The sequence below is a fragment of the Treponema ruminis genome (assembly GCF_014201975.1).
GTDB lineage: Bacteria > Spirochaetota > Spirochaetia > Treponematales > Treponemataceae > Treponema_D > Treponema_D ruminis.
Genome location: NZ_JACHFQ010000006.1, coordinates 141,757 through 153,618, shown reverse-complemented (window position 1 = coordinate 153,618; position 11,862 = coordinate 141,757). Strand labels below are relative to the sequence as shown.

15 protein-coding genes are annotated in these 11,862 nt (G+C 43.0%); 14 read left to right on the top strand and 1 reads right to left on the bottom strand.

What is annotated here, in order from left to right; all coding sequences use genetic code 11:
• Positions 1 to 34 precede the first annotated feature (34 nt).
• The 4 genes from HNP76_RS10410 (at position 35) to HNP76_RS10395 (ending at position 3,651) form a co-directional block, all read left to right on the top strand.
• Entirely contained in the window at positions 35 to 367 is a 333-nt protein-coding gene (locus tag HNP76_RS10410; RefSeq protein ID WP_184660223.1) for a DUF3795 domain-containing protein, read from the top strand.
• Positions 368 to 372: 5 nt separating this feature from the next.
• Positions 373 to 978, top strand: coding sequence for a GNAT family N-acetyltransferase (locus HNP76_RS10405; protein ID WP_184660221.1), 606 nt, complete (start codon positions 373 to 375; stop codon positions 976 to 978).
• Positions 979 to 999: 21 nt separating this feature from the next.
• The gene (locus tag HNP76_RS10400) at positions 1,000 to 2,190 is read left to right on the top strand and encodes an alpha/beta hydrolase (RefSeq protein WP_184660433.1); all 1,191 of its coding nucleotides are present in this window, start codon (positions 1,000 to 1,002) and stop codon (positions 2,188 to 2,190) included.
• Between the two features lie 189 nt (positions 2,191 to 2,379).
• Positions 2,380 to 3,651 (top strand): MFS transporter, encoded by a 1,272-nt coding sequence (locus tag HNP76_RS10395; protein WP_184660219.1) that lies wholly within the window; start codon positions 2,380 to 2,382, stop codon positions 3,649 to 3,651.
• Positions 3,652 to 3,726: 75 nt separating this feature from the next.
• Here the strand turns inward: HNP76_RS10395 and HNP76_RS10390 are convergent, their stop codons facing one another.
• Positions 3,727 to 4,254: a dTDP-4-dehydrorhamnose 3,5-epimerase family protein gene (locus tag HNP76_RS10390; protein ID WP_184660217.1), complete on the bottom strand. Its 528-nt coding sequence runs from the start codon at positions 4,252 to 4,254 to the stop codon at positions 3,727 to 3,729.
• 196 nt (positions 4,255 to 4,450) lie between these two features.
• Here HNP76_RS10390 and HNP76_RS10385 point away from each other — a divergent pair, with 196 nt between their 5' ends.
• The 10 genes from HNP76_RS10385 to HNP76_RS10345 all read left to right on the top strand — a co-directional run bounded on the left by HNP76_RS10385 (position 4,451) and on the right by HNP76_RS10345 (position 11,828).
• A complete protein-coding gene (locus HNP76_RS10385) occupies positions 4,451 to 5,338 on the top strand; it encodes a transglutaminase-like domain-containing protein (RefSeq protein WP_184660215.1) in 888 nt (295 codons plus the stop codon).
• A gap of 33 nt (positions 5,339 to 5,371) precedes the next feature.
• A complete protein-coding gene (locus HNP76_RS10380; protein ID WP_184660213.1) occupies positions 5,372 to 6,277 on the top strand; it encodes a carbohydrate kinase family protein in 906 nt (301 codons plus the stop codon).
• Between the two features lie 61 nt (positions 6,278 to 6,338).
• Positions 6,339 to 6,467 (top strand): hypothetical protein, encoded by a 129-nt coding sequence (locus HNP76_RS14375; RefSeq protein ID WP_260309223.1) that lies wholly within the window; start codon positions 6,339 to 6,341, stop codon positions 6,465 to 6,467.
• A gap of 94 nt (positions 6,468 to 6,561) precedes the next feature.
• A complete protein-coding gene (locus HNP76_RS10375; RefSeq protein WP_184660211.1) occupies positions 6,562 to 7,170 on the top strand; it encodes a metallophosphoesterase family protein in 609 nt (202 codons plus the stop codon).
• A gap of 17 nt (positions 7,171 to 7,187) precedes the next feature.
• Positions 7,188 to 7,622 carry a GNAT family N-acetyltransferase gene (locus tag HNP76_RS10370; RefSeq protein WP_184660209.1) on the top strand — a complete coding sequence of 145 codons (435 nt, stop codon included), beginning with the start codon at positions 7,188 to 7,190 and terminating at the stop codon, positions 7,620 to 7,622.
• Positions 7,623 to 7,631: 9 nt separating this feature from the next.
• Positions 7,632 to 7,823 (top strand): 2-thiouracil desulfurase family protein, encoded by a 192-nt coding sequence (locus tag HNP76_RS14265; protein ID WP_206173277.1) that lies wholly within the window; start codon positions 7,632 to 7,634, stop codon positions 7,821 to 7,823.
• 5 nt (positions 7,824 to 7,828) lie between these two features.
• Positions 7,829 to 8,380 (top strand): DJ-1/PfpI family protein, encoded by a 552-nt coding sequence (locus tag HNP76_RS10360; protein ID WP_184660207.1) that lies wholly within the window; start codon positions 7,829 to 7,831, stop codon positions 8,378 to 8,380.
• Positions 8,381 to 8,659: 279 nt separating this feature from the next.
• Positions 8,660 to 9,616 carry a GNAT family N-acetyltransferase gene (locus tag HNP76_RS10355; protein WP_184660205.1) on the top strand — a complete coding sequence of 319 codons (957 nt, stop codon included), beginning with the start codon at positions 8,660 to 8,662 and terminating at the stop codon, positions 9,614 to 9,616.
• A gap of 35 nt (positions 9,617 to 9,651) precedes the next feature.
• Positions 9,652 to 10,845 (top strand): serine hydrolase domain-containing protein, encoded by a 1,194-nt coding sequence (locus tag HNP76_RS10350; protein ID WP_184660203.1) that lies wholly within the window; start codon positions 9,652 to 9,654, stop codon positions 10,843 to 10,845.
• Positions 10,842 to 11,828 carry a hypothetical protein gene (locus HNP76_RS10345; RefSeq protein ID WP_184660201.1) on the top strand — a complete coding sequence of 329 codons (987 nt, stop codon included), beginning with the start codon at positions 10,842 to 10,844 and terminating at the stop codon, positions 11,826 to 11,828. The genes HNP76_RS10350 and HNP76_RS10345 overlap by 4 nt, the downstream gene beginning before the upstream one ends.
• The last annotated feature ends 34 nt before the right edge of the window (positions 11,829 to 11,862 follow it).

Below are 11,862 nucleotides of genomic sequence, written 5' to 3'. Positions count from 1 at the left end.
ACTATAATTGAGTCAAAAAGAAAGGGGTACTATTATGAAAAAACTTATTGCTTACTGCGGCTTAGACTGCGAAAAATGCGACGCTTACATCGCCACACAAAACAACGACCAGGCTTTGCGTGAAAAAACTGCGAAATACTGGAGCGAACTGAACGGCGTTGAAATCACACCGGAAATGATAAACTGCGACGGCTGCCGCATGGACGGACGTAAAACGCCATATTGTGACTGCATGTGCCAGATAAAAATCTGCGCCCAGTCAAAAAAGATAGAAACATGTTCTTCCTGCCCTCAGGTCAAAAACTGCAAGACCGTCGGAATGGTCACCATAAACAATGACGAAGCAAGAAAAAACCTCGGGATATAAAGAAAATGCTGGATAAAACCATAGAATTTCATTCAATCATCATGAAAAATCCGAACGACAGGCTGCGCGAGACCGTGGCCGTGCCGGAAGGTTTTTCAGTCAGGCTCTATCAGAAAGGTGATGAAAAATCATGGGCTCAAATCCAGACCGCCGTTCTTGAGTTTAATTCGGCAGACGATGCGCTCGCCTGCTTCAATCACTATCTTGAACACGAGGACGAACTGAAAAAACGCCAGCTCTATGTAATTGAAGAAAAAAGCGGGAAAGCTGTTGCAACGGCGACTGCCTGGTATTCTGACTTAAACGGAAAGCCAATTGGCGTCGTTCATGCCCTGAGCTGCCTCCAGGACTATCAGTCGCTTGGGCTGGGAAAAGTTGCCGCCTCTTATATGATGAAATGCTTTTATCAGGTCATGCCGGGAAAGGAAGTCTGGCTCGACACACAGACCTGGAGCTACAAGGCGCTTGGGCTTTATCTGGATCTGGGCTTCATTCCAATGAAAAAAGCCGTATACAACGAAGTTCCGAACGAGTTTGACGCTGCCCTTTCCGTCTTGAAAGGCAAAATGCGCGAAGACAAGTATCAGCTTTTCATCGAAAGGGCAGAATAAAGGAAGGCTTGCGTGAAAAATATGATTCGTCTGGCTATCTGCATTCTTTCGGCAATCATACTGCTTTTTATTTGCTTTATGATTCTGCTTCCTCCGGGTGGCGGGAAAGTGCCTGCCTCAAAAAATCCGCGCTCTATTTCCGAACGGACAAGTCTTGAAGTGGACGGAGCAAGGCTTGGACTGATTCTTTTATCAGAAGATACTGACAATCCCCTGCTTCTGGTTTGCGGCGGCGGGCCTGGAATTCCCCAGTATCTTCTGGAGTCTTTTTATCCGTCTGCACTTTCTAAAGAATTTACAGTCTGCTATTTCGATTACCGGGGCACGGGAACTTCTTTCGATAAAAATACTGTAGCGCAGGATATGACCGGGGAACGCTATGTAAGAGACATTCTTGCCGTTACTGATTACCTTTGCGAGCGATTTTCACAGGAAAAGATTTTCATAATGGGGCACTCCTTTGGAACTTACGTCGCCTTGAATGCAGCCTTTCAGCATCCCCAGAAATTCAAGGCTTACATCGCCATGTCTCAGATTACAAATCAGCGTGAGTCAGAATACCTTGCCTTTGACTACATGAAATCCCTTTATGAAAAATCCGGCGACAAGAAGATGATTAAGGCCTTTAGCAAATACAATATCCGCGAATCAGGCAAAGACTACAATGAATACTTCTTTTCGGGGTTGCGCGACAAGGCCATGCACGAACTGGGACTTGGAACGGCAAGGAAGATGCATTCCGTAATCACGCAGATTTTCTTTCCCAGCCTGCGCTGCCTAGCATACACGCAAAAAGAGCGGATTAATATCTGGCGCGGGAAAATCGCCTCTCAGAACTTTCCGGTTGCTCAGGATGCGATTTCAAGATTCAACGCGTTCGAGCAGGTGAAGGCACTGGAAATCCCGGTTTATTTTGTTGCAGGAAAATATGATTACACCTGCTGCACGGAACTTCAGAAAAAATACTATGATTCTTTGAAAGCACCGGAAAAAGCCTTCTATCTCTTTGAAAATTCAGCCCACAGTCCGCTTTACGAGGAATACGAAAGGGCGGAAGAGGTGTTGAGGGAAATAAAGATGAATAAGGAATGGTCAGAAAAAAACAAAAAATGCAAACGCTGGAAGAGAACAGGTAGATTTGTGCGCGACGAGATTCCCCACAGCTGGGACGCAAGGCTCACCGTGGTCTCAAAAAAGGCAAGCGACGGCTAGGAAGCCGCTTTACGCCTATGAAGTACTCAGAATAGTTACAAAATCTTTTGTCAGGGGGTAAAAAATGAAGAGATGTGAAACTTCTTCTCCATGCAGGGCTTGAGGAATCTGTATGGAGGAAGATTAAAATTCAATTCCTCAGGCTTTGCTTCTTCACGAATCACAAACTTATTAAAAGAGGCAAGGAAAATGAAAAATAAATTACGCGACTATTATATTCTCTGGAGCACACAAGGGCTTTCACAACTTGGAAGCAGCATCACGGCTTTTGCACTTACACTCTGGTTGTACGAAAAAACTGGTTCCGCTTTAAGCACAGCGGCCCTTACAATCTGTTCCTATGTGCCTTATGTTCTCATGAGCATTTTTGCCGGAGCATTGACCGACCGATGGAAAAAAAAGCCGACCATGCTTGTCTGTGACACTTTGGCGGCTCTTTCGACTCTGGTAGTTTTTCTTCTATATAAAACTAATACTCTTGCAGTATGGCATCTTTATGTAATCAATGCTGTTTCAGGTCTCATGAATACCGTCCAGCAGCCGGCTTCAGAAGTGACCATGACGCTGATTGTTCCAAAGGAATGTTACCAGAAAACAAGCGGTCTCAATTCACTTTTGCGCTCCGTCAATTCAATTTTGAATCCTCTGCTTGCAACGGCTTTGTATGCAGCGTTCGGACTTGATATTGTCATTGCAGTGGATCTTCTTACTTTTGTTGTGGCATTTACCGCACTGGCAGGATTTATCAAAATTCCAGAAACTCAATCAGTAAAAAAGGAAGGAACGCTGAAACTGGCAGGGGAAGGCCTTTCTTTCCTCAAAAAATCACCAATAATTCTGACTCTGCTTCTTTTCATGTCTGGAATAAATCTGATTGCCTTTGCTTCCAGCGCAACTCTTCCGGCCTATGTAATTCCGAATCCAAGAGGAGGCAGCAATGTCCTTGGATTAGTGACATCTTGTGCAGGGGCAGCGATGGTCGTGGGAAGTTTTTTGGTTTCTTACATGCCAAAGCCAAAAGACCGCGTGAAAGTCGTATTCATCACAATGCTTATTTCTATGGGAAGCGAGAATTTTATTCTTGCTTTTTCACGGGAACCGATTCTCTGGTGCATAAGTCAGGTCATCGGGTGGATTCTGGTTCCTGTAATGGGTGCAAATCTGGAAGTTATCCTGAGGAGCTCAATTCCAGTGGAACTTCAGGGACGCGTTTACGCATGCAGGAATACACTCCAGTTTTTTACAAGACCAATAGGACTTTTCCTCGGCGGCTTTATAGTTGACAGCCTGTGCGAGCCTTTTATGGAAGCTCATTCAAATTCTGCCATGCTGACTTCTCTCTTCGGAAGCGGTAAAGGCTCAGGAGCTGCCATGATGATGCTCATTCTTGGCCTTGCCGGAAGTGCCTGGTGCCTTTTGAACGCAAGGTTCATGAAAAAATATCATTTCAGCGAGAAATAAAATCGTAATTTCAAGATGCATTTCATCGGCAATGGAGTGCATCTTGTCTAAAAAACAATGCTTTTTATTTTTCTTCTATATATCTTTGCTTCTTTCTGAAACAAAAGGCGCTCTTAAATCATAATCTGAAATCTCAGAAATGGGGACTGGCAGTTTAAGACCGATTCTTGAATCCTTATAATTTATTTGTTTTGAATGAGCGTCATTGCCGCTTCTGTCCACAGAATATAACTGTATCGTATCATTTTGCAATGAAATAAAGGCGTGACCAAAACCTGCGGGAATCAGCACCGCCAAGGCATTTTCTTCTGACAGTTCAAATGACTCCCATTGTAGATAGGTCGGCGATTTTTTTCTTAGATCAATAACGTAATCCAACCCTCTGCCTTTTATGACTGTCACAAACTTCGTCATCGGGCTGCTCTCATCTCTGTAGTGTATTCCAAAGAAAGTTCCTTCTTTGGGCATGCTGTAAACTCTTGTCTCCATGGCCTTGAAATCATCAATCTTTTCATCAAAAACATATGCCAGAGAGCCACGGTTATCAAGGCGCGTATGGAGCTGATATAATTTAACCCTTCCAAATAATTCTTTTATAACCATATATCCACCCTTGATTCAATCGCAACAAGAATCTCTCGAAAGATGTATTAATAGTTTTTACTCTTATAAAGTAGCTGATGAATATGAAAAAAACAAGAAAATGGGACTGCATTTCATCGGCTTAAGTCTGCATCTTGTCTGAAAAGCATTGTTTGTCCTTATATCTTCATATATCATTGAAAAGCAGGAGCAAAAAATGAAAAAAGAAATCATCGAATTTTACAAAAAAACAAGTCCTTTTACAGAACTGGGACTTTACCGGGATTTTGCCAGAAATCTTCCTGATGACATCAATGAGCTTTGCATTTTACAGAGAAAGCAGACAATTCATCCTGTAGGACTTTTGAATTCTGCGACAAGGATGGAAAAAGATGGTTTCTGGGGAGATTTGAGCCAGGTTCCTTTGACCCGCCTTAATTTTGAGGAAGACTGGTTTCCAAATGCCCTGAGCATGTTTGCTGAACTTTTGCGCCTGAACCCTGAATATTCGGTAAATCGAAGCGCAAAGGACAAGATTCATATCACATGCCGCTGTCAGGCAATCATGCTGGCTGCAACTTTAAAAGCAAAAGGAATTCCAGCCCGTGTTCGAAGCGGATTTGCGCCTTACATCAAGGAAGATGGTGAAAATCGTGACCACTGGATTACGGAATGGTACGATCAAAAATCTGATTGCTGGATTTTGACCGATGCAGACATTCACCTTGATCCCAACATCAATTTTGATCCAAACAATATTCCTCGAGAACGATATCTCACAGGCGGACAGGCATATTTAAATCTCCGCCGGGGAGAACTTTCTGAAAAACAGGTGTCCTTTGCCTCCTGGCCGGTTACTTACGGACTTGCGGCTGCAATCCGTGCTCTTTTTTATGACTTTCACTGCCTTATGAACGAGGAAATAATTTTTCTTCATCAGCCGGAATATGTTGTCTTTAAGGATTTTAAATTGGGCGAAGAAGAACTCGATGAGCTGGACAAACTTGCAGAACTAATGCTGGATCCGGACAAAAATTTTTCTGCGCTCTGTCAAATCTGGGAAAATCAGACAAAGTTCAGGATTTTGCGCGGTGGTTTAAATTAAATTTTCATTGAAACTGGGGAGATGAGAAAAGTCATGGAAGCTTATTTGTTCGGACAAGTGCTTGGAACTCATTCATTCTTGCTGAAAGACGGCTTTTTGCAGCCTGACGAATATTCTGAAATCAAAGAGCAGTATTTTCTTCCGGGCGGTGAGACTGGAACTGCTGCAATAGTGCTTGATTCTCTTGGCGTTTCGGTTCGCATGGACGGTACATGGATTGGTACAGAAGTCGCGCCCATGCTCAAAGCTTTTTATGAAAAAAAGAACGTTGACCTGTCGCTTCTCAATTTTGTAGAGGATGACAAGGGCGTTATGGATTATGTTGTGATCGCAGGGCTTGTTCGCTCACCGATGGGAAGATTCCAGACACTTTTTTCGAGCGGGAAAAGATGGTGGAGCGTTCCCAAAAAAGAAGACATCGCCGGCTGTAAGGTCGCTGCAATCGACCCCTTCTTTGGTTCTGAAACATTGCTAGCGGCAGAACTCTGCCAAAAACTTGGCGTGCCTTATGTCACAATCGACAGCCCTCATGATTCGCCTTTGCACAAGAATTCGGCAATCAACGTCGTTTCCAAAGAATGCGCTTCCCAGCACTACAAGGGAATGTCTGCCGAAGAAATCATGAAACTCATGCAGGCAGAGAGCGAAGGTCTCACGATTATCACTCAGGGTGACGGTGAAATGCTTTATGGGCGAAAAGGCGGCAAAATCCACCGTATGAAGCCTTTTTCTGTTGAAGTCAGAAGCACTTTGGGAGCCGGAGATACATTTAAGGCTGGATGTGTGTACGGCTTGCTTCACAAAATGAGCGATGAGAAACTTGTTCGGTTTGCAAGCGCATGTTCTGGCATTGCAATTTCAAGGTTCCCGCTTCCGCTCAATCCGCCTAAGCTTGAAGAAGTACAAAATCTGATTAAAACTCTTGAAGTTAGAAACTGAAAACATTCTTGAAGTTCGCGCGGAATGGTGAAACGACATTGAATAGGATGAGGTAATAAAAATGATTTCACTTCAATTTTTAATTACAGCATTGATTATCACGCTGATTCCTGGAACCGGCGTTGTATACACGATGAGCACGGGACTTACCCAAAAGTCGCGGGCGAGCATTTTTGATGAAGAAAATTGAGCGGAGCTTTGCGCTTGTCTTTGCGGGACTTGCGGTAAAGCTTGCGATTCCGGAAAAATAAAGGCTCTTGGCAACAGTAACAAAGGAGTAGATTATGAAAATTGCAGTGTTTACAGATATTCACGGAAACCTTAAAGCATTGAAGTCCGTTCTTGAACAAATCAATAATAAAAAGGTGGACAAAGTTATCTTTGTGGGAGACATTTTTCAGCGCGGCAATGAAGAAATTGAATGTCTTGAACTCCTTAAAAACAGCGGCGCAATTTGCCTTAAGGGAAATTGCGAGCTTTACCTTGAGCATGGAGTTGACATCGACCCGGACGTTGAATATCTGAGAGAATATTATGACGGAATGAGAAAGAAGATTTCTGATGGTCAAATGGAATTCATCAGGCAAATGCCGCTCTTTTACGAAGAAGAAGCTTTTGGCCACAAAATGCGTTTCTCACATTTTTTATTTTCAGACGTTGATGCGCCGTATCCATTCTTGCAATTATCAAGCTTAAAAAACGGAATCTTTGACACCGCATGCAAAAGCAAGGAAGTGACCAAATATGACCTTGTTGTAGTCGGCCATTCGCATCAGAATTTTGAAAACGGAAACGTAGTATCGGTTTCAGCGGCAGGCTTGGAAGGCGCGTCATTTCTTTTGATTGAAGCGACAGAAGGCGGGCTTAACTTTGAACGCGTTTTCATCAATTAAAATTCACGGAGAAAAAAATGAAACAATTCATTGTTGATAATATGCTGATAAAAAAATGTTCGCTTTCGGACGTTGAAGAATTGGCTCAGTTAAACAAGCTGCTCATCAAAGATGAAAAAAGCGACAATACGATGAATATTGAAGAATTGAAAGCTCGGATGCATGGTTTTCTTGAAAATGATTACGCTGCCTATTTCTTTATGGAAGAAAACAAAATAATAGGCTATGCGCTTGTGCGACACACTTCAAATCCAATGTATCTTAGGCAGTTTTACATCGACAGAAATTTCAGAAGGCAGGGCAAAGGTCGCGCAGCCCTAAAAGTTTTGCTAAAAGAGCTAAAAACAGATAAGATTGACATCGAAGTTCTGTCATGGAACGAGGCTGCAATTAAATTTTGGGAAAGCTGCGGTTTTATCGAACGAAGCCGCTATATGAGACTGGAAAAATAAGAAAAAATTATGGTGAGTGCATGTCTCTTGGGGCAAAAATGCAAATACAATGGCGGTGACAATTACAGTGAAAAAGTCATCGACTATGTGAAAGGCCATGAAGTAATTCCTGTCTGCCCGGAACTTGGCTTAATGGAAGACCCGGTTACAGGAAGCAGCCACTGCATGAAGGAAATATTCTGGAATAGATGGGAGGAATGATAAAAATGACAATCAATTTTCTTTTCTTTGAGAATTATGAGACTCTTGATATTTTTGGACCGATTGAGATTCTTGCCAGGATTGACGGCGTAAAAACCAATTACGTTTCTATGCAGGGCGGGCTTGTAAAAAGCAGGCAGGGCTTCGCAATTCAGACTTCGGCAATTTCAGACGCTGAAGAAAATGCGGTTCTTGTGATTCCGGGCGGTCAGGGCACTAGAGTTTTTGTAAACGACGAGCATTTTATTTCCGAGCTTAAAAATTATTGTGAGAGCGCGGAATATGTGCTTTCAATCTGCACCGGTTCGGCACTTCTTGCAAAAACAGGCCTTTTGTACGGACGCAAAGCCACTTCCAACAAAAAAGCCTTTGATTGGGTAAAAACAACGTCGCAAAACGTAAGCTGGCAGAAAGAACCACGCTGGGTAAAAGACGGAAAGTTTTATACCTCGTCAGGCGTTTCTGCAGGAATGGACATGGCACTAGGCTTTGTAAAGGATTTGTTCGGCGAACATAAAGCTGCACAAATTGCAGACGACATTGAATATTTTATATAGAAAAAAGTTGGAATAAAAATATGTTTGAAAGTGATTTTGCAAAAATCGAATACATCGAAAAGAATTTCCGCGTGATTCGCTCAACATCTTATGAAGAAGTTCTGTCACAAGTATAGCGGAGTGCTGAAGGCTCTGCATCAGCGCAAAGAAATGTTCTGCTTTGCCAAAAGCGGCTTGCATTTCATCGGGGAAATCCTGCATCTTGTCTGAAAGTCATTTCATATAAATCCTCTTTGAAGTATGCTTTAATCACTCGTAAAACGGAGGAGTAAAACACAATTGGAAAGATTTATCATAAAAGATTTTGAGCCTGCTTTTATTTCGGATGCAGAAAAAATTCTTAAAGAAGAATATTCTGCAGAAAAGAAAAAAGTTCCTTCGCTGCCGGAGGAATCCCCTGCCGGATTGTTGAACTGGCTTTCGACAAAAAAATATAAAAAAGCTGCCTTTTGTGCAGGGCGCCTTGTGGGCTACATGATGTTCGCAGATGTCTGGGACGGATTCTTTGGACTTTGCAAAGGAAGCTTTAGCCCTTTGGGAGGAAGCGCGGTTTCTTTTGAACTGGGGGCCGAAAGAGAAAAGGTTATGTCACTTTTGTTTGAAGGAATTTCAAATGAAATGGTTCGTGACGGTATTTATTCTTTAGCCCTGGCACGATTTGCACACGACACGGAAGCCAACAATTCTTTGATTCTGAACGGCTTTGGAATCCGCTGCAGCGATGCAATGACAAAAATAAAGTCAATCCTGGAATTCAGCATGCCGGCAAAATTTGAATTCAAGGAAGTTCCTTTTGGATCTTTCGGGATTTTCAAAAATCTGAAAATGAAGCTTGTGCATCACCTGGAAAACGGGCCAGTTTTTTTTCCGTCAGATTTGAGTGATTTTGACCAGTGGTTTGAAGACGACAGTAAGAGATGGTTCGGCGCATTTTGCAAAGAAGAGCCTGTCGGATTCATTTCCTGCAAAAAAGGCGACGGAGAAAACTACCTTTGTGGCAATATACACAACATCTGCGGCATGTATGTAAATGAAGAATACAGAAAAGACGGCGTAGGAAGAGCACTGGTGTCCTGCCTTTCAAAAATCTTGGAAAAAGAGGGTGCGGAATTCCTTGGGGTGGATTATGAAACACTAAATCCAACAGCCCTGCGCTTCTGGACAAAATTCTTCTCGCCATACACCTACAGCTTCCACAGAAGAATAGATGAAAGAATCGTTCATTTTTTGAAATAGCAAATCTTTATAAGAGAAAAAAAGGGAAAAGTTTTATGCGGAACAAAATAATTTTACTTATTTTTTTACTTTCATCTGCCTTTTTTGATGGATGCACAACGACAGCCTGGCGTGCCTTTGTTCGGCGTGACGCAAGCGTAAAGGATTATTTGTATTTTCCGGACCGGGAGATTGCGGCCAGTGAGAGTCCCAAGCCTTTTACGCGAGAAATTGATATCAATATAGAAGAAATGCTCAAAAAAGAGTTTGGAACTGATGATTTAGATAAGTTTATTGCTAAAACTAAAACTCAGGCTATCCTGGTTATCAAAGGAAATTCGATTCTTTTTGAAAAATACGGCAAGGGCTATGACGAGTTTTCAACCGTAACATCTTTTTCGGTGGCAAAAAGCTTTGACTCTGCGATGATTGGCACTTTGATTGACTCGGGGAAAATCTCTGGAGTTGACGAGCCAATCACCACTTATCTCCCTGAGCTTCTGGAGCGTGATGAGAGGTTTTCAAAAATCACAATCAGACACCTTATCACAATGTCATCAGGCATTTTGTATTCCGAAGGTTTCTTCCGCCACGATGATACAAAAACTTATTTCAATCCGGACTTGCGAAAGCTTGCTCTTACAGGTACTTTGATTGATGAAGAGCCGGCCCTTCATTTTCTTTACAACAATTACAACCCGATTCTTCTTGGACTGATTATCGAGCGGGCCAGCGGCCAGTCTGTAAGCTCTTATCTGAGCCGGTCAATCTGGTCAAAAATCGGAACGGAGTCAGACGCAAGCTGGAGCCTTGACAGCGACGAGGATGCCTTTGAGAAAATGGAAAGTGGAATCAACGCGCGGGCTCTAGACTTTGCCAAATTCGGCTGTCTTTACCGTGACGGAGGTCTTTTTGACGGCAAGGTCGTTATCAGTAAAAAATGGATTGAAGAATCTCTTTCGCCTGGCAACGGCAAAAATGACAGCGAATATTACAAGGATCCTTTTGGACAGAAAATCTTTGGCGGAGCCTGCAATAAGGGCGGTTTCTACGGCTTTCACTGGTATGTGATGAAGCGGCCGGACGCAGAAAGCGACTTTTTTGCCTACGGAAACAAAGGTCAGTTTATCTATATTTCGCCGCTGGCAAACACTGTTATCGTGCGCTTTGGTGAAAAGTATGGCATAGAGGGCTGGAATTATATAGAAGCATTTTACAATTTGAACACAAATATTGGAGCTGAAAAATGAAAAAAATACCAAGTCTTGCATTTTTGATTCTTGCAGCAATGGTAAATCTTCTTAGCGGTCAGGAAGCCAGAAAAGAGAAGACTTCACCACTTTCAGTTTATTTGACGACAGACCTTCTTTATTATCCAGAGTCCAAAACTCAGCCTGGAAGCAGCGACACGCATTTTGCCGGGCTTACAGGGGCATACAGCGGATTTGAGTGCCGTTCCCAGCTTTTTGTGGATTATATGATTAAAACACCATTGGGAGACCACTGGCTTTTAAAAGATGCAAACGTGGTTTTGACTGGAGCTTTTGAACTTACGCCGCTCTCTGTCCGTCCTCAGCTTGCACTTGGTTTTCAGCCTTTCCCATTCCTTGTGCTTAAGGGTGGCGGATCTTTTGGCTTCGGCTGGAATATGTTGGGATTTGAAGGACTCTGCGCCCTTGACGAAAAATCAAAAAGATACGAGGCGCTTTCAACATTTTCTCATCCTTTTTATGAAGTCTGGGCACAGGGAACTTTAATGTTTGACACGGGCGCTTTAATTCCCGGCGACTGGAATCACCTTATTATGCTTGCTTCTTACAAGACCTTCTATTCCGGGCTTGCAGGCTTAGAGAAGCACCGGCCTTTTGAATGGCAGGGCGACAAAAACAGGGTAGAAGGACTTCAGTACGAGTTCTGCGGAATCCTGGCATATCAGATGCCTCTTGTGCTTTACCGGGCGGGCTTTATGTACACGGCCTATGGTCATTATGACGGCGGTGATTACGGGGATTTTGATGCTTCTTATGACGGAGCCTTTACACAGCATTCACTTGCGGGACTTTGTCAGTTTAAGTTTGCCGAAAAAGATGAGCTTACCTGTATAGCGCAGTTTACGACACGCCGATCTTTTGATAAAGAGCTTGATGAGGCAGAAGACGCGCTTTTTGCACAGAAAATCGGAACTGAATGGTTCTTCCAGAGAATGATTTTCAGCTGGACTCATAAATTTTAAATAAAAAAGGAGCAATCACTCTGATTGCTCCCGT